Origin of the sequence: Parafrankia sp. Ea1.12 (genome assembly GCF_900465275.1) — a bacterium.
GTDB classification, from domain to species: Bacteria; Actinomycetota; Actinomycetes; order Frankiales; family Frankiaceae; genus Parafrankia; species Parafrankia soli.
Window position 1 is genome coordinate 1 of sequence record NZ_UBIZ01000310.1, and the last position, 18,084, is coordinate 18,084.

Consider the following 18,084-nt stretch of genomic DNA (forward strand, 5'->3'; position numbering starts at 1 on the left):
ACTCCTTCGCCCCCGGAGCGACCGAGTCCTCCAGATCACAGAAGATCTGGTCGGCAGGAAGCCCCTGCGCCTTACCCAACATCTTCACGTTCGAAGCCGGAACAGCCAGACACGACCGGCGAGCACGCAGAGGCATTCTGGTCAGAAACTCCTTCGTCGGGCCGGCTCTCCGAGGCGGCTGGAGAACCGGTGGTCATGGCTGGTCGGGCAGCGCCCGGGCCGGCGCGGCGAGTGGCCTCGCCACGGTAGTCCATGGCGGCTGGGCATCCATGTCGATCGTCACCGACGTGGGACGGGGCACCCGCCGGCCGGGAACAGCCGGCGGACCGCCGGCGGCACCGGCACCCGCGGCTCGCTCCACACGAAAGCAGGACATCCAAGCACCGTCGTCTCGGTGTGCGGGCAGTCACAGAGCCGGCGGAGATCGCCGGGAGCGGGCACCGAGCCGGCGGTGGAGCGGCGCACGTTGTCGACGGGGCACCCTCGGCACCGGCCGACCTGCCGTGTCGCGTCCCGCCGACGGCGAGCGTGGGCGGTCGCCCCGGTACGGTCGGTAGCAGTGGTGGCAGGGCTCACACGCGCGGCGGCGCCCCGGGCGCGTCGTTCGATCGCACGGAGGAGTGGAACATGCCGTTAACCAGCCCCAGCGACGTCTACTACGATCCCTACGACGCCCAGATCGACGCCGACCCCTACCCGGTCTGGCGGCGCATGCGCGACGAGGCACCTCTCTACTACAACGAGAAGTACGACTTCTACGCCCTCAGCCGCTTCGAGGACGTCGAGCCCTGCCTGAGTGACTGGAACACCTACCGGTCCGGCCGGGGATCCATCCTGGAGCTCATCAAGGCCAACATCGAGCTGCCCTCGGGAATCATTCTCTTCGAGGACCCGCCGATCCACGACATTCACCGCAGCCTGCTCGCCCGGGTCTTCACCCCGCGGAAGATGAACGCGCTGGAGTCGAAAATCCGCGAGTTCTGCGCGCGTTCCCTCGATCCCCTTGTCGGGACCGAGCGCTTCGATTTCATCCGGGACCTCGGCGCGCAGATGCCGATGCGCACGATCGGCTTTCTCCTGGGAATCCCGGAATCCGACCAGGAGGCGATCCGGGACCGTCTCGACGAGGGCCTGCAGCTGCGCGAGGGTGAAGAGCTCTCGGTCTCGGCCGAGGACTTCAACTCCGACGAGTTCGGCGCCTACATCGACTGGCGGGCCGAGCATCCCTCCGACGACCTGATGACGGAGCTCCTGAACGCCGAGTTCGAGGACGAGACGGGCACCGTCCGCAAGCTCCATCGAGAGGAAGTGCTCACTTACGTCACGATGCTCGCCGGGGCCGGGAACGAGACGACCACGCGGCTCATCGGCTGGACCGGAAAGATTCTCGCCGAGAACCCCGACCAGCGGCGCGAACTCGTCGCGGACCGCTCGCTCATTCCGAACGCAATCGAGGAGCTGCTGCGTTTCGAGGCGCCCTCACCGGTGCAGGCGCGCCATGTCGCCCGCGACGTCGAACACCACGGCCACACCGTGCCCGAGGGCAGCATCATGGTGCTGCTGAACGGCTCGGCGAACCGGGACGAGCGCCGCTTCGCCGACCCTGACCGCTTCGACGTCCACCGCGACGTCGGCCGCCACCTCAGCTTCGGCTATGGCATCCACCACTGCCTCGGGGCCGCGCTGGCCCGGCTCGAGGGCCGGGTCGCCCTGGACGAGGTCCTCAGCCGGTTCCCGACCTGGGAGATCGACTGGGACAACGCCGTCCAGGCCCGCACCTCGACGGTCCGCGGCTGGGAGACGATGCCCGCCTTCGTCCGGTAGGCCCCGCCGCCATTGACTAGGGAATTGGCAACATTAGACTGCCTTCAACATGGATGATGATTTAGCGAAGGCAGATGATTTAGCGGCGGTATGCGCCGCTGGGTCTTTTCCGTCCTCCCCCGTGCCAGACCCGCCCGTGTCAGCGCGTGACCGGTCCCGCCGACCCCGGCCGACCCCGGCCGGAGGCTGAGGGTATGCACGCGCTCGACGGCGTTCGGATCTACGCGACCCGCGACGGCTGGCGGCGGAAGGACGACCACCACTTCGCCGTCCAGTGCGGCCACCCAGCGATCGGAGAAGAGCATGAGCATTCGAGTCGTCCAGTGGACCACCGGAGGTGTCGCGCGCAGCGCGGTGCGCGCCGTCCTCGCGCATCCGCGCCTGGAACTCGTGGGCTGTTTCGCGTGGAGCGCCGAGAAGGACGGCAAGGACGTCGGTGAGCTGTGCGGCTTACCGCCGCTCGGCGTCCAGGCCACCAGCAGCTTCGACACGATCATCGCGCTGCGGCCCGACGTCGTGCTCTACATGCCGTTGCTGTGGGACGTCGACGACATGGTGCGGCTGCTCGAGGCCGGCATCAACGTCATCTCCACGGCGAACTTCCTCACCGGCCGGTCCTACGGCGAGAAGGACATGAACCGCCTGCACGAGGCCGCGCGGCGCGGCGGCGTGTCCCTGTACGGAACCGGGATCAACCCTGGCCTGGCCGGCGTCGTGGGCCTCACCGCGGCCGCGCTGTGCCGCGAGGTGGAGAAGATATCGATCTTCGAGGCGGCCGACTGCACCCACTACGCGTCGGCCGAGACGTGGCAGGCGCTCGGCTTCGGGTCACCGCCGGACACCCCGGGGCTGGCCGACGCGGCGAAGCAGCGCCAGCTCGTCTTCCAGGACGCGGTCGAGGTGATCGCGAAGGCCCTCGGCGCCGATCTCGACGAGGTGCGCTACGCACCCGAGTTCGGGCTGGCGACCAGGGACCTCGACCTCGGCTACATGACGATCCCGCGGGGCACCGTGTGCGGGCTGAAAGGCCGCTGGCAGGGCATCGTGCGGGGCCGGCCGCTGATCGAGCTGGGCCTGCTGTGGCGGCTGGGCAACGCCATGGAGCCCGACTGGCCGATCGAGGAGGGGTACGTCATGGAGATCCGCGGGCACCCCAACGTGCGGCTCCGCTACGAGTTCGAGTACTCCGCGGACGCCGTGGACCGCGACGCGCACACCGCCAACCCGGCGGTGAACGCCGTTCCGGCCGTGGTGGCCGCGCCCCCCGGCCTGGTCACGGCGGACGACCTCCCACTCGTGACGGCCGGATCCATCGCCGCACCGTGATCTCACCCCGGCCTCGGCGGCGCCCTCGCCGCCGAGGCCGGCACCGGGGCCGGGGCCCTTCGCCCTGGCGGGGTCAGCCGCCGCGGGCCTCGACGAGCGCGCCACGGTTGATCTTCGTCGCCTCGCTGCGCGGGAGCGCCTCGACGATCTCGATCGTCTTGGGCACCTTGTAGGCGGCGAGCCGGCTCTTCGCGTAGGCGATGACCTCCGCGGACGACGGAGGCTGGGCCGGGTCGGCAGGCTGCACGACGGCGTGCACCCGCCGGCCCCACTCCGGGTCCCGCAGCCCGATGACGACGATGTCAGCGATCTTGGGATGGTCGATGAGCGCCGTCTCGACCTCGGCCGGGAAGACGTTCGCCCCGCCGGTGATGATCACGTCGACCCGGCGGTCCACCAGGTACAGGAAGCCGTCGGCGTCGAGGTAACCGAGGTCGCCCACGGTCTCGAAGCCGTCGTCGGTGCGGCGCAGCCGCGGGGCCTGGCCGAGGTAGGTGTAGCCGCCGTAGCTCGACCGCGGCGCGCGCAGGTAGATCTCGCCGATCTCACCGGTCGGCGCCGGTTCGCCGTCGGCGCCCAGGATCCGGACCTCGGTGCCCCGGAAGCCACGTCCCACGCTGCCCTGCCTGGACATCCACTCGTCGCCGCGCAGCGCGGTGATGCCGAGTGCCTCGGTCATCCCGTAGGCCATCACGATGCGCTCGGCGCCGATCAGCCCGGCCCACCGGTGCACCAGCGACGGCGGCATCGGCGCCGCACCCTGCATGATCCACTCGATGCTGGACAGGTCGCGGCCGTCGACGTCCGGCAGGTCGCCGATGCGCTGCAGCATGGTCGGGGTGGCGGTGAACGTGCTGATCCGGTGACGCTCGATCACGCCGACGACCCGGGCGGCGTCGAACTTCTCCATCACCACCAGCCTGTCCCCCGCCAGCAGGTTGTACAGGGTGGAGAACCCGTTGGCGTGGTACATCGGGGCGAGTACCAGGATCACCTGCGGCCGCGGTACCGGGCTCCACTGGTCGACGAACGGCGCGGTGGCACGGGCGTCGAAGACGGCCGGCCGCGCGTTGAGAATCACCTTCGGCGTGCCCGTCGAGCCGCTGCTGCAGATGCCGTTGGTCTGCGGTGACGTCGCGTCGGGCAGGTCCGGGACGGCGAGGTCGGCCGTCGCGTCGATCCACAGGATGTCCTCGGGCCCGAGGAACACCGGCGCGTCGACGGTCTCCCGCAGCCGGGTGAACTCCCAGTCCGGCAGGTCCCAGCGCACCGGCACCGGCACGGCGCCCAGCTTCCAGGCCGCCAGCGCGCTGAACACGAACTGCGGCGAGTTGCGCAGCCCCAGCCCGAGCAGGTCGCCGGGGCCGAGCCCGCGGGCCGCGAGGGCACCGGCGAGCTGGCCCGAGCGCCGATCGAGCTCGGCCCAGGTGAACGCCGGTTCGGTGCCGTCCAGCGCGATGTGGCGTAACGCGATCTCGTCGGGGCGCTCACCGACGAGCTCTCGAATCCGCCGTGCGTAGCTGACCGTGTCGTCCACGGCGTGTCCCTCCGTAGGTCCCGCCGGCTCCCACGGAGGGACGAGTCCGAAACCGACTCCAATAATTAACCGTGTCCGGCGTCGGGCGAAACCGTTGGACGTGATCCGGCCCGTTTCACGGTCCCGGGAGCGCCGCCCGGGCCCGGGTCCGGCTGCCTCCCGCGCGTCGTCGCGGGTACGCGCCAGCGGACGTCCAGGCTGGGTGCGCGGCGGTGGCCCCGACCGGACGGAGCCGGGCCCGGGGCCCGCGGCCGGATCGGGCGAGTCGGAACTCGGCGCTCGGAACATCGCGAGAGGGTCATCATGAAGATCGTTGTGATCGGTGGCGGCGGGCTCGTCGGCTCCCGGGTCGTGGCCCGGCTGGCCGGGATCGGGCACCAGACGGTGGCCGCCTCGCCCCGGACGGGCGTCAACGCCCTCACCGGCGAGGGCCTGGCGGCCGCTCTCGACGGCGCCGCCGTGCTCGTCGACGTGTCGAACTCACCGTCGTTCGAGGACGACGCGGTGCTGCGCTTCTTCGAGACCTCGACCGCCAACCTGCTCGCCGCCGAGGCGGCCGCCGGGGTCGGGCACCACGTGGTGCTCTCGGTGGTCGGCACCGAACGCCTCGCCGCCAGCGGGTACTTCCGCGTGAAGAGCGCCCAGGAGGCACTGGTCGCGGCCGGCCCGATCCCCTACTCCGTCGTCCGCGCCACCCAGTTCTTCGAGTTCGTCGGCAGCATCGCCGACGCGGGCACCGAGGCCGGCACCGTGCGCGTCCCCCCGGTGCGCATCCAGCCGATCGCGGCGGACGACGTCGCCGCCGGGGTCAGCGGCGCCGCGCTCGGGACACCGACGAACGGCGTCACGGAGATCGCGGGCCCGGAGCGGTTCCGGCTCGACGACCTCGTCCGCACGGTGCTGTCCGCCCGTGACGACCCTCGCCCCGTCGTCGCCGACCCCCGGGCACGCTACTTCGGCGCGCCGCTGGATGATGAAACCCTGGTGCCCGGCGACGACGCCGCGCTCAGCGAGACCCACCTCGTCGACTGGCTGAAGGAGTCGACTGGCTGAAGGAACGGTAGGTACCACCCGGTGACGACCTTCGCGCTCATCCCCGGCGCCGGCGGCGCCGCGTGGTACTGGCACCGCGTCATCCCGCTGCTGACGTCGCGGGGCCACCAGGCCGTCGCCGTGGACCTGCCGGGCGACGACGAGTCCGCCGGGCTGCCGGAGTACACCGCCCTCGTCCTCGACGCGGTGCGCGGGCAGGACGACGTGGTCGTCGTCGCCCAGTCGCTCGGCGGGTTCACCGCGCCGCTCGTCGCCGCGCGGACACCGGTGCGCGGCGTCGTCCTGGTGAACGCGATGGTCCCCGCGCCGGGTGAGACACCGGGCGACTGGTGGGGCAACACCGGCGCCGAGGAGGCGCGGGCCGCCACGGCGCGGGCGGCCGGGTACGGCACCGAGTTCGATCCGGAGGTGTACTTCCTGCACGATCTGCCGCGCCAGGTCGCGGCCGACGGTGAGGCCCACCAGCGGGCCGAGAGCGCCGCGGTGTTCGCCTCGACGTGTGACCTCGACGCCTGGCCCGACGTCCCGACCCGGGTCGCCGCCGGCGCCGACGACCGGTTCTTCCCGGTCGACTTCCAGCGGCGGGTCGCCCGGGAACGGCTGGGCGTCGAGGCGGACACGTTGCCCGGCGGGCACCTCCTCGCGCTGAGCCAGCCGCAGGCGCTCGTGGGCTACCTGCTCGCCACCTGACCTCGGTCAGGCTGCCGTACCCGTGTCCCGGGTGGTCAGATCCGGTCGGAAACCGTGCGCGCCAGGTCCTCGAGTGGCCCGTTGTTTTCCGCCGGGTCGTTGCTGCGCACCAGTTTGACCGATACCCAGCGGCCAGCCTTGTTGACGAAGATCCCCCCATCCTCGATATATGCCTCGTCGCCGACTCCTGACAACGGGCGGAGATCGTGGCCTATGCCACGCTCGGCGGTAAGATAATTCTTGGCGGTTTCCCCGACGAAGACCTCAACCTGGGCCGTTGGCCCGCTGGGTGGCGCTGTGTAGGTGCACGTCTCGGCCAGCAAAACGGGGCTGTTGAGCGACGTGCCGGCAAGTTTCTCGGCCTCCGGCCTGGACACGAGCGCGCAGGGGTTCGCTCCCACGCCGGCCGACGGCAGCGCCGGTTCCGCAGGCTTGTTTCCGCTGGTGGCCGGCGTGCGCTGTTGCCCGGGTGCGGGCGAAGGCATCGCCTCCGCACCCGGGGTACCGCACCCGGACAAGCCGAGCGTCACGAGGACCGCGAGTAGGGGCAGCACCGCGCGGCCTCCGACGTAAATACGATTCAGCACAGGAAGATCCACGCTGGCCCCCATTTGTCGGCGCCCGCCCCCGGGAAGCAGCGGCCCGAAATCCGATAGCGACATTCGCGGGGGATCTTCGAGTTCCTCGCCCCGCGAGGCTGTCATCGACGCGGGCCTCACCCGGGTCGGAGCAGGCGGGCCATCTTGCCCTCGAACTCCTCACGGGTGAGAACGCCTGCTTCTCGCAGCTCACCGAGCCTGCGCAGCCGATCATTGAGGTCCGGATCGCCAGGCGGAACGGCGACGGGAGTCGGAGCGGGTGACGCCAGGCCAAGACGGTTCCGGATCAGATCCGCGATCTCCCTGCCGGCACGCTTGTTCACGTTCGTGATCTCCGCCTGGCTATCCGATGCGAGGACGACAATTTTTCCCAGTACCAGCCCGGCAGCCCACTCCACCGAGGAGACGTTCCTCAGCGGGAATTCCTCGCTGGCCCTCCGCTTCCGACCTTCCAAAACGAACAGCAGGCGGCGATCAGTAAGTACCACAAGTCCACCGCCCTTACCGCACGAGCCCCTGGCCAGGCGCTCGACGCGTTCACCCTCCCACAGGTGTTCCGCAAGGTATTTGATCTCTCGGCTGCTCCTGCTCCTGAGCCGCATCTTCTGTTTGGCCTGCTCGATGTCCTCACGCAGCTGCGACATGCCCGGATCCCCCTGACCGAAACGTTATGATTCCTCACCCTCCGCGACAGCGCGAGGAAAGCCGACCAGTGGGCAGCGCGGGCCCCCGTCTGCGAGTTCCGTCCCGCGGACGAGACTGGGCTCGGGTAAGGGCCCGAGCCGACGTTGGTTCATGGGGACATGGTGGCTGTCGTTCGTTCTGTCCGGCGATCTCACCGGACGCATCCGCCGTGAGGGACCGTCCGGAACCGCCGGGGGGCTTGACGGCCGTCAGCAGGAGTGTCCGGCGCGGCCGGACGCCGGGCGGGCCAACTCGTGGGGCACCGTGTCGTATTGCGTCAGGCCGAACCTCAGCGGCCTTCTGCGCCACGGCCGGCAGGTGTCGGGTCAACGCAGACGGGAGGGAACAGCCCGATCAGTCGGGCTGGACGAGACCCGCATCGGCGTGGTCCGGCTGGGAGACGCCGCCGGCGGCGAGGAGCCTGCTGGCCAGCTGGGTCCGCGCCGTCACGTGCAGCTTCCCGAACACGGCGCGCAGGTGGTGTTCGACGGTCTTCTCACTGAGGACGAGCTCCCGGGCAACCTGACGGTTGGTGAGACCCGCGGCGACCAACTTCGCGACGGCGAGCTCCAGCGTGGTCAACCGGGATGCGTCCCGTTCCCGGCGACGGCCCTCCCGAGGTGTCCATCCGCATGCGACCAGTTCGCTCTCGCAACGGTCCAGATATGGACGGGCATCCAACAGGGTGAAGGTGTCGTGGGCGGCCTGTAGCTGCCTGACCGAGTCCGCGGGGCGGCCTGCCCCGCGTAGGAAGCTGCCGTAGGAGTGGCGGAGCAGCGCCCGTTCAAAGGGCAGCTCGATCTGCTCTGCCTCTGCGAGGCCCGCGCGAAAGGCTGCGGCGGCCGCGCCCGGGTTGTCGCGGAGCGCTTCCAGGTTGCCGCGGTTGCGGGCAGCGGCTGCCATCGCGGAGCGGCGCCCTCGCCGCCTGGCCGCCCTCTCGAACCGGATCAGAACCTGCTCGGCCCGGTGGAGGTCGCCGACCTCCACCAGCGCGTCGACAAGGATGTCCTGCCATCCGGATATGCCAGGCTCGGCATCGAGGTCCAGTAGCCCGGACCGGACCGGTGGTTCGAGGACGGCGACGATCTCGGCGGACCGGCCACGGGCCCGTGCCAGGTGTGCCATAGCGATGGCCGCGCTCGCGATGAGGTGGGGAAACCCGCTTTCGGCGAAGACCTGCGTTGTCCCGACGTGTTTCTCAGCCTGTTCCCACTGGCCGCGGGCTGCGGGAACCAGGACGCCGATCTGGTGGCAGTACGGGACCAGCGCGCCGTCGTCGGAGTCGGCCATCAGCGACAGCGCGAGATCGCAGTGGATCGCGGCGTCGTCCCAGAGCCCCGCCCGGTACTCGGCCTGAGCGAGTGTGGTCGTGACCAGTACCCGGAACAGCAGCGAGCGACCCCGGCTGGCAGCCAGGACTCCGCCGAGATCCCGGCGGGCGTCGGCGAGATTGTCGACCAGGGCGTAGATCTGTCCCCGGCCGGCGAGCACGTCCAGCTCGGCCACGGAGGCGACAGCGGGGTCCGGCAGGTCGGCGACCGACTCAAGCACCGCGTCGAGCTGCCCGCTCGCTGCCAGCCCGCTCATCCGCATCTGCCCGATGAGGTCGAACGCCGCGTGGCCGGAACTCAGCTCCAGCGCCCGCCCGGCCCACTCGGCGGACTCGGCGCCACGGAGTTTCGTCGAGTAGAGAGCGGCAAGCCATCCGGCGACCCGAGCACCAAGCAGCGGGTCGGCGTCGGTCCCGCTGTCGGGGGCACAGCGCTTCCAGGCGTTCCGCAGCAGCGTCTCGGCCTCGTCCGCATCACCGCGTTGGAAGGCGAAGCGGGCCAGCAGGTAGTCGCGCCAGGCGGTCGGCCGGAAACCGCGGACCTCGGCCTCCTTCCCGAAGAGATCAGGCAGGTCACCCGTAAGCAGTTGACAGTCCGCCGCCTCCAACATCAGCTGCTCGTACTCGGCACGCGCCGGGGCGAGCCGCGCAGCGGTGGACAGATGGCCCGCGGCGGCGGCCCAGGCCCCCGCGGTCGCCTCCTCCCGGCCCAACCGGGCCAGCTCCGTGGCCAGCGCGCCGTCCGGTCCGGTGGCGGCACGGGCCAGGTGGTGCAGCCGCAGGGCCTCCTCTTCCGCGAGAGCCGCCGCACGGGTGTGCAGCTCGGCCCGCCGCGCCGGTCCCGCCTGCTCGTAGATGGCGGCGTGCACCAGGGGATGCGGGAACCGAAGGCCCCGCGCGACCGGCTGCTCCACCAGCAGCCCCGCCTCGATCGCCTGCTCCAGAGCACGCAGCGGCTCGTCCAGCCCGCCGACCGCCGCGGCCTGGGACAACGTGGGATGCGCGCCGAGAACGCTGGCGGCGGTCGCCAGCTCCCGGCCCTGGACCGGTGCCGCCGCGAGCCTCGCCACGACGAGCATCGCGAACGAGCGCGGCACCGGAAGCGGCACCTCGAGATTGTCGAAGGCCTCGGCCGGGACCTGTTCGAGCAGCGCACGGGCGTGCAGCGGATTGCCCCCCGTGTGGGCCCGCAGGCGGACGCACGCCCGCCAGGACAGCGGCCCGGTGGCGTGCGCGGAGCTCAGGGCCCGCAGCTCGGTGTCGTCCAACCCTTCGAGCAGGATCCGGACAGTCCGCTCGTCCATCAGCAGCCGGCGGAGCCCGTCCGGCAGCTGCGCGTCCACCAGATCCCGGACCATCAGCACGGCGAAAACCCGGTCGGCCCGCAGCCGCCGCAGCGCGAACGTCAGCGCCTGCAGGGACGGCCGGTCGGCCCAGTCCGCGTCGTCGACGACCAGCACGACCGGACCGGAGCGCTGCAACTCGCCGAGCAGGTCGACCAGAGCCTCGCCGGCGACCAGCGGGTCGGGCGACGGGACCCGGCCGGCGGCCGCCGGCCCGCCCGGGAAAACCGGATCCGGCCCGACGACCCTGGCCGCTTCGGCCGTCAGCTGGTCGAGCACCCCGAAACTGAGTCCCGTCTCGTCCTCCTCGCCGCTCGCCCACAGCACGCATCCCACGTCCGTGTCGCCGAGGAGATGGCGGACCAGCGCCGTCTTACCGATTCCCGCCGGCCCCTCGAGCAGTGCGACCCGCGGCCGCCCACCCTGAACCTCGGCGACCGCGCGGCGTAGTTGACTCAACGCGTCCGGCCGCCCCACGAACAGCGCCCGGCCGCCATCCACCAGCCGGGCGGCCGGTGCCGCGGCGGCCGGCGGGGCGGCGGACGCCGGTTCGACCCGTCTCAACCGTCTGGCCGCCTCCGTGGCCGAGCGGTTGACGCTGCGCAGGCCGGCCATCCGTATCAATAGATTGTGGTAGGCGTCTTCCCATGCCTGCCTGTCCCGCAGATCGTCAGGCAGCGGCCTGCCAGACTCCTCAGCGATCCGGATACAGGTGTCGACGAACACCTCGACGTGATCCTGCGCGGGACGCACCGGCCGGCTTCTGCTGATCATTCCGTCGATGGTGCTGCGCTTCAGACGCAACGGAGGTACCCCGGGCCGCCGCCGCGGGGTCTTCGCACTGGCGGCCACCAAGTCACGGATCGACAGGCCCGCGGCGTCCCGCAGTGTCCGCAGCCGCTCCGCGAACTCCGGCCGCGGATCCGGTCCACCGCTCACCCAGCCCCCCACCCGAGGTGATCTCGGGGTGTCCGACGTCGCCGGACACCCCGAAAATGAACAATAACCCGCGCCGTGACCGGACAGTCGGGAGCCGTGACATGCGTCGATCGCCACACCGGTCGGTGGGCGGCATGTGCCGCATTCGTCGGCAGCGCGAGCTCCGGCCCGGGCGGTTCCGCGGAACCGCCGGCCGGCCTGCACAGTTTCGTCGTCGAGGAGGCGGTGTCCGCTGTTCTTGGACCTGTCGGCGAACGCCGGGGCGGGGATCGCGGCGGCCGGGTGGCTGCTGCTCACCCCGCTGCTGTGGTGGGGCACGTCGATCCGCTTCGAGCCCGTGTGGCTCGTCGTCGCCCGCCCGTGGCACCGGCGGCGCAGGTACGAGACGGATCAGCCGATGTTCTTCAGCGCCTCGCGACGAGACAAGGGCGACAGGGCGTCGCCGCGAGCGGTGACGAAACGGCGGACCTCCGCCGGGTCGGTCCAGGCGTACTGGCGCAGCGCCCAGCCGATCGCCTTGCGGATGAAGAAATCCCTGTCGTCGAGGTTCGCGTCGATGCAGGCGTACAGGAGGTCGAGGTCGGTCGCTGCCTTGAACGAAAGCTGGCAGATGATCGACGTGCGGCGCCGCCACAGGTCGCCGTCGCGGCTCCAGCGCAGTACCACGGGACGGATCGCGGCGGGGTCGGCGGCGAGCAGTGGGCCGACCCGGTGGGAGGCGATCTCGTCCACGTAGTCCCACCAGGCGCCGGTGACGACCATTTCCTCGTACATCTCCAGCGTCCCCGCCTGCTGGTAGGCGCGATAGGCGCGGTGACCGGTCAGGTCGATCGCCGCGTACCGCTCCTCCCGGTATGCGGCCTCCCGCCACAGCGCGAGGGCGGTCGCCGTCCAGCCGAGCGGGTCCGTCAGCGTCCGCGCGGCGAAGACGGGGCGCAGCACCCGCGTCCGGACAGGTTTCGGCACACCGCGGTAAGGCATGTCCGACTTCATGTACGCCTGCATGCCGGGCGCCCTCGCCGGATCGGCGGCACCCGCGAGCGCTGCCCGCACTTCCGCCACCAGCCAGCCATCGACCACACCGTCACCTTGCCTGTCCACGGCTCGACATACTGCCCGCCATGACCGACCAGCAGCTCGCGGCCATCCTCACCGGTTCGGCCGACGCCCCCGGTCAGGCTGCCGACTCGCCGACCGTCGGTCGCACCTGTCCATCCGTCCCGCCGCGACGAACTCGCAGCCAGCGGAAGCCGTAGCCGTCCAGGTCGAGCTCGACGGCGCCGCCGTCACCGGCGACCAGGTCACCGCCGGCCTCATCCGCTCCGGCCAGTCTCACCAGCCGGTCGCCGCGCTCGACACCGGCGAGCGCGAGGCGTATGCCGGCAGGCTCCCTGCCGAGGTTGTGCACCGCGACGACGGTCTGGCCGTTGAGATCGGTACGGTGCGCGCGAACACGGACGGGAGATCGGCGCAGTCGAGCACCGTGCAGGTGCCCCAGGCGAACTCCGGGCAGCGCCGGTACGCGCGGATCATCGCGGTGAACCAGGACAACAGTGAGCCGGGGTCGTCCCGCTGGGCCGCGACGTTGACATTCGCCGGCCCGAAGTCGCCTTCGACGACGGGTCCGACCAGTCGGTCGGGCCCGGCGGTCGAGAACCCGCCATTGGGACCACCGGTCCACTGCATCGGGGTGCGCACCGCGAGGCGGCCCTCGGCGGCCAGGTTCTCGCCCATGCCGATCTCCTCGCCGTAGAAGAGGGTCGGCGTTCCGGGCAGCGAGAACAGCAGGCTGTAGACGAGGCGGAGGCGCGCCGGGTCCCCACCGAGCATCGACGGCAGCCGCCGGCGCAGCCCGCGTCCGTACAGCTGCGTCGAGGGGTCGGGACCGAACGCGGCGAACACCTCTTTACGCTCGTCGTCGCTCAGCTTGTCAAGCGTCAGCTCGTCGTGGTTGCGCACGAAGGTCGCCCAGTGCCCGTCCTTCGGCGCGACCGGCCGCTCCCGCAGGGCCGTGGCGAGCGGGGTGGCGTCCTCGCGGGCCAGGGCCAGGTAGAGCTGCTGCATGCCGGGAAGTCGAAGCACATCGTCAGTTCGTCGCCGTCCTCGTCCCCGAAGAACGTTCGCAGGTCCGCGTACGGCAGGTTGACCTCGCCGAGCAGGATCGCCTCGCCGCTGCGCCGGGACAGGAACGCCCGCAGGTCACGAAGGTAGTCGTGGGGATTCGGCAGGTCCTCGGCGTCCAACAAGCCGGCCGTCTCCAGCAGGAAGGGGACCGCGTCGACCCGGAAACCGGAGATCCCGAGTTCCAGCCAGAAACCGATCACCCGGGCGATCTCATCGCGCACGTCGGGATTGGCGACGTCGAGGTCGGGCTGGTGCTTGTAGAACCGGTGCAGGTAGTACTGGCCGGCTTCCTCGTCGTACTGCCAGACGCTGTCCTCCTTGTCCGGGAACACCACGTCGGACGGGCCGTCCTCGGGGGGCTCGTCCCGCCACACGGAGAAGCCGCGGTAGCGCGAGTCGCGGTCGGAACGCGCCGACCGGAACCACGGGTGCTGGTCGGAGGTGTGGTTCACGACCAGGTCGGCGATCACGCGTATGCCCCGGTCGCGGGCGAGGCGCAGGAACTCGACCAGGTCGCCGTGAGTGCCCAGGCGAGGGTCCACGCCGTAGAAGTCGGTGATGTCGTAGCCGTCGTCGCGGTCGGGGGACGGGTAGAACGGCATCAGCCACAGGCAGGTGACGCCCAACTCGTGGAGATAGTCGATGCACTGGGCCAGCCCCTGGAAGTCGCCGCAGCCGTCGCCGCCGGAGTCGAAGAAGGTCTCGACATCCAGGCAGTAGACGACCGCGTTCTTCCACCAGAGGTCGGCTGTCCTGGTCAGCCTCACGCCCGCACCGCTTCCGGCTGCGCCGCCGCCGCGCGGGGGGAGTCCGTGAGTTCCGGCAGCACCGAGCCCGCGAACACCTCGATGAACTCGTCGAGCTGCTGGCCGACGTGATGCAGGAAGATCTCCTCGAAGCCGAGCTCGGTGTAGCGGGCGAGCCGATCGGCGTGCCAGCCCGGTTCGCTGGAGATGTTGACGGTCTCGGCGACGACGGCCGGCGGGACGTGCGCGGACACCGCGTCGAACGTGTCGACGTGGTCGATGTCCCAGCATGCCGGTGGCGGGAACACGTTGGAGCGCCACTGGTCGTGGGCGAGGCGCCTCGCCTCGTCGGCGTCGGGAGCGTAGCTGAGGTGAACCTGCAGGCGCAGGGGGCCGCGTCCGCCCGCGTCGCGGTAGGCGTCGGCGACGGCGCGCAGCCGTTCCTCCGGCCCGTTGACGGTGATCAGGCCGTCCGCCCATTCGGCGCACCAGGCCGCCGTCTCCGGGGACACGGCCGCGCCGACGAGCGCCGGCGGCTCGGCGGGCAGTGTCCACAGCCGGGCCCGGTCGACGGTGACGAGGCCGTGATGGGTGACCTCCTCGCCGGCGAACAGGGCGCGCAGCACGTCGACGCACTCACGCAACCGCGCCGCCCGGATCGGCTTCGCCGGCCAGGGATCGCCGGTGATGTGCTCGTTGCTGGCCTCACCCGTACCGAGCGCGGCCCAGAACCGGCCGGGGAACATCGCGGCGACCGTCGCGATGGCCTGGGCGCTTATCGCCGGGTGGTAGCGCTGGCCGGGCGCCGTGACGATGCCGAACGGCAGACCCGTCGCCTGCATCGCCGCGCCGAGCCAGGTCCAGGCGAAGCCCGACTCGCCCTGCCGGGCGCTCCACGGCGAGAAGTGGTCGGACGACATCGCCGCCCCGAAGCCGGACCGCTCGGCCAGAACGACGGCGCGCAGCAGCTCGCCGGGCGCGATCTGCTCATGGGACGCATGAATGCCGAAAAGAGTCACATCGCGCTCTTTGCCCGTCGAGTGGGTCCTAATCATCCGATGCCCGAACACCTGACGAACTGGCTTGAACACCGCCAGGAGTTCGCCCCGGCCGCCGCCCGGATCAGCGCCTGGTGGGCAGCAGTACCAGCACCGCCCTGGGTTCGCGACCTGTGGGGTGGGATGGCCTGGCACTACAGATGTGTCAGGCCGATCCAGGACCGCAACGGGCGGAAGATCGGGGTCTTCTTCTGCTGGTGGCCGGCCATCCGGCGCAGGATGTCGTCAAGTGCGGTGATGGCCTCGTCGATGTGCGGGCCCTTGTTCAGCATCACGCACTCGGCGCGCTGGCCCATCGCCGCGTCGGTGATCTCCGCGCGCGCCGGTGTGCCGGTCTTCGCCAGCTGGTCGAGGACCTCGGTCGCCCAGATGGTCGGCACGTGCGCGGCGGCGGCGAGCCAGAGGATCTCCTCCTGGAGCTCGGCGAGTCGCTGGTAGCCGCCCTCCACCGCGAGGTCGCCACGGGCGATCATCACCCCGGCCCGCGGGGCCCGCAGCGCCGCCAGCAGCAGCTCCGGCAGGTTCACGAACCCTTCGGTGGTCTCGATCTTCAGGACCAGGCCGAGGTCGTCCCAGCGCCCGGCGGCGCGGATCGCCTCCTGCGCCTGCTCGACGTCAGCCCGGCTGCGCACGAACGAGATCGCGACGAGGTCGGCGATCTCGACAGCGACGGCCAGGGCCGCCTGATCATCCTCGGTCAGCCCTTCATGTGGCACTCGGGTCGCGGGCAGGTTCACGCCCTTGTCCGCGCGCAGCTTCGCGCTCCGGCCCGAGGCGTGCAGCACTCGGACGTCGATGCTGTCTGTGTCGACCCGCTCGATGACGCCGGAGATCTTGCCGTCGTCGAGGGAGACCGGGTCCTGAGGGCGGGCGGCGTCGAAGACGGCCGGGAAGGTACAGCCGATCGTCGGCGGGCCGGCCGGGTCGTCAGGAGAGGTCGGGGCCGGGCGGGCCGGTCGTGGCGACAGATCGCGGGTGAGCCGCAGGAGATCGCCCTGGCTCACCAGGTGGTAGGGCGCCTGGCGCGGCAGCGGTCCCACCTGGCACCGGCGCTCGCCGTGCCGGAGTTCTACGCCGGTCTCCAGATAGGTCGTCTTCCACGCCTGCACGGTGACCGTCGACAGCCCCTGACGGGCCGCGACGTCGGGGCCCTCGGTTCCGGAACGTTCGTGTACCGCCACCACCTGCAGGCGGCGCTGTGACGAACGGGCGTCACGCAGCCTGAGTTCGTCGCCCACCCGCACGCCGGCCAACCACCCGCCGGCGCCGATCAGCGGTACCCGTACGACCCCGTCGCGGGAGTCCATCACCGCCGTGTCGACCGCGCCCGCGGCGTCGTCACCCGTGGCATCGTCGCGTACGGCGACCAGTTCGGCGGTGGCCGGCGTGACGGCGACGCCCCGCAGATCCCGCACCGGGCGAAGCCGCACCACCGCCGGCCCCGACTCGAGCGGCCCGGTGCGGATCTTCGGACCGGCCAGGTCCATTGACACCAGGCAGATCCGGTCGAGATCACGGGCGGCCGCCCGGACGTGCTCGGCCATCGCTCGCCACTCCCGCGGGCTGTCGTGCGCGGTGTTGATCCGGGCCACGTTCATCCCGCGGGCCACGAGGCGACGCACCAGGGCCGCGTCAATCGCGGCCTCGCTCGGCAGCGTCACCATGATCCGCACATCATGCTTGGGTGGCGGCGGGCCCAGCAGCGCGCCTGCGTTCGCCTCGATCCGGTTCCAGCCCTCGTCGTAACCCGGGATGCCGGGCTCGACATCGACAGCATCAGCAGCGAGGGCGGTACCTGACCCGAGTGAGCCACGCAGACTGTCCATGGCAGCGTGCAGGCTGGCCGCGACGCACGGCTCGCACCGGCCGAGTGAAGAAAGGCCGCGCCGTGTGAGCTCCCCCTGAACGGCCCGAATGTCGCGGCTGCGCAGCGCCAGATAGTGGAGCATGTTGCGGGCGCTGCCCCGATGCCGCGGGTGCACCGTCTCGAGGTCAGCGCGCCGCGCCCGCTCCGCCCGGTACAGATCCGCCTGGATGGCCGCCAGTTCGTCGAGCAACAGCAACCCGGCGTCGTCGCCCTGCTGCCTGCCGTCGCCGCGCCTCGTCCCATTCGCCGAAGTCATCCGTCGCCGCTCCCCGCTTGCCACCCGCCTGCTGGGACCGCCGGGCCCCGCGGTCAGGTCGTCCACCACACGTTAATCGTGGGCTTCACCAGAGGCCGTTCCCGTCTTTATCGGTCTTGACCTCGCTGTTCCGGCGTGGCGAGATACTCCACCGTCACGCCGAGGGGCGGATGCCCACGCAGCAGCCACCCGTCGCCCTTGCGGGTACGGCCGTCCGCGCTCGGCCAGCCGTGCCACCCGCGTGCCTGCCAGGCCTGGAACAGGTCTCTGATCCGTTCGCCGTGCGTACACAGCACGCTGTCCTCGGCCTCGTCCGAGGCGAGTAGATCCAGCAGGCTCTCCGTGGAGCCCTCGACACCGAGCACCGCGCAGCGGCGCAGGGGCAGTGCCCGGTCCACGGCCAGCGGGGCAACCGTCTGCTCGCAGCGCAGGGCCGGGCTCGTGAGCACTCGACGGACCGGCAGGTCACGGACCACGACGCCGGCGAAGGCCTTCGCCTGGCGGATTCCACGCGCGGTGAGCGGCCGGGCGGCGTCCACCCCCGTCCAGCCGTTCTTCGGCAAGGCCAAGGCATGCCGGACGATCACCACGGTGCGGGGATGAGTCGCACCACCGGTATCGACAGCGCCGCGGCCAAGGCACGCGGGGGCGAGCGCGACGAGCCCGACCAGGGAGACGGTCGCCAGATCCATACCACACGGCTACCCG

12 protein-coding genes and 2 pseudogenes are annotated in these 18,084 nt (G+C 71.1%); 4 read left to right on the forward strand and 10 right to left on the reverse strand.

The features are described 5' to 3' along the window. Nucleotides 1-136 (reverse strand): annotated as a pseudogene (locus FMEAI12_RS38235) (aldolase/citrate lyase family protein); the annotation flags it as partial. Nucleotides 137-627: 491 nt separating this feature from the next. Between FMEAI12_RS38235 and FMEAI12_RS16530 the strand changes: the two are divergent. Further along, a complete protein-coding gene (locus tag FMEAI12_RS16530; protein WP_112106738.1) occupies nt 628-1,824 on the forward strand; it encodes a cytochrome P450 in 1,197 nt (398 codons plus the stop codon). A 303-nt stretch (nt 1,825-2,127) separates the two neighbouring features. Continuing rightward, the gene (locus FMEAI12_RS16535; RefSeq protein WP_112106739.1) at nt 2,128-3,150 is read left to right on the forward strand and encodes a dihydrodipicolinate reductase; all 1,023 of its coding nucleotides are present in this window, start codon (nt 2,128-2,130) and stop codon (nt 3,148-3,150) included. Nucleotides 3,151-3,223: 73 nt separating this feature from the next. Here FMEAI12_RS16535 and FMEAI12_RS16540 read toward each other — a convergent pair whose 3' ends face one another. Next, nucleotides 3,224-4,687, reverse strand: a complete 1,464-nt coding sequence (locus tag FMEAI12_RS16540) for a class I adenylate-forming enzyme family protein (RefSeq protein ID WP_112106740.1) — start codon at nt 4,685-4,687, stop codon at nt 3,224-3,226. 303 nt (nt 4,688-4,990) lie between these two features. Here FMEAI12_RS16540 and FMEAI12_RS16545 point away from each other — a divergent pair, with 303 nt between their 5' ends. Continuing rightward, nucleotides 4,991-5,740, forward strand: coding sequence for an SDR family oxidoreductase (locus tag FMEAI12_RS16545; RefSeq protein ID WP_112106741.1), 750 nt, complete (start codon nt 4,991-4,993; stop codon nt 5,738-5,740). Nucleotides 5,741-5,761: 21 nt separating this feature from the next. Next, nucleotides 5,762-6,430 carry an alpha/beta fold hydrolase gene (locus tag FMEAI12_RS16550; protein WP_112106742.1) on the forward strand — a complete coding sequence of 223 codons (669 nt, stop codon included), beginning with the start codon at nt 5,762-5,764 and terminating at the stop codon, nt 6,428-6,430. A gap of 35 nt (nt 6,431-6,465) precedes the next feature. On the opposite strand, the gene FMEAI12_RS16555 is transcribed toward FMEAI12_RS16550, so the two are convergent. From FMEAI12_RS16555 to FMEAI12_RS16595, 8 genes and pseudogenes are all read right to left on the reverse strand, one after another. Beyond that, entirely contained in the window at nt 6,466-7,029 is a 564-nt protein-coding gene (locus FMEAI12_RS16555) for a DUF3558 domain-containing protein (protein WP_306769381.1), read from the reverse strand. A gap of 116 nt (nt 7,030-7,145) precedes the next feature. Continuing rightward, nucleotides 7,146-7,673 carry a PH domain-containing protein gene (locus FMEAI12_RS16560; protein WP_235014067.1) on the reverse strand — a complete coding sequence of 176 codons (528 nt, stop codon included), beginning with the start codon at nt 7,671-7,673 and terminating at the stop codon, nt 7,146-7,148. A 394-nt stretch (nt 7,674-8,067) separates the two neighbouring features. Further along, the gene (locus tag FMEAI12_RS16565) at nt 8,068-11,325 is read right to left on the reverse strand and encodes an AAA family ATPase (RefSeq protein ID WP_235014068.1); all 3,258 of its coding nucleotides are present in this window, start codon (nt 11,323-11,325) and stop codon (nt 8,068-8,070) included. A 390-nt stretch (nt 11,326-11,715) separates the two neighbouring features. After that, the gene (locus FMEAI12_RS16575) at nt 11,716-12,405 is read right to left on the reverse strand and encodes a DNA alkylation repair protein (RefSeq protein WP_071064227.1); all 690 of its coding nucleotides are present in this window, start codon (nt 12,403-12,405) and stop codon (nt 11,716-11,718) included. 94 nt (nt 12,406-12,499) lie between these two features. Beyond that, nucleotides 12,500-14,216: pseudogene (locus FMEAI12_RS39960) on the reverse strand (alpha-amylase family protein). Beyond that, a complete protein-coding gene (locus FMEAI12_RS16585) occupies nt 14,213-15,214 on the reverse strand; it encodes a TIGR03885 family FMN-dependent LLM class oxidoreductase (RefSeq protein WP_112106745.1) in 1,002 nt (333 codons plus the stop codon). Before FMEAI12_RS16585 ends, FMEAI12_RS39960 begins: the two are co-directional and overlap by 4 nt. Nucleotides 15,215-15,387: 173 nt before the next feature. After that, entirely contained in the window at nt 15,388-17,376 is a 1,989-nt protein-coding gene (locus FMEAI12_RS16590) for a pyruvate kinase (RefSeq protein ID WP_112106770.1), read from the reverse strand. A gap of 107 nt (nt 17,377-17,483) precedes the next feature. Further along, entirely contained in the window at nt 17,484-18,068 is a 585-nt protein-coding gene (locus FMEAI12_RS16595) for a histidine phosphatase family protein (RefSeq protein ID WP_083391056.1), read from the reverse strand. Nucleotides 18,069-18,084: the final 16 nt, after the last annotated feature.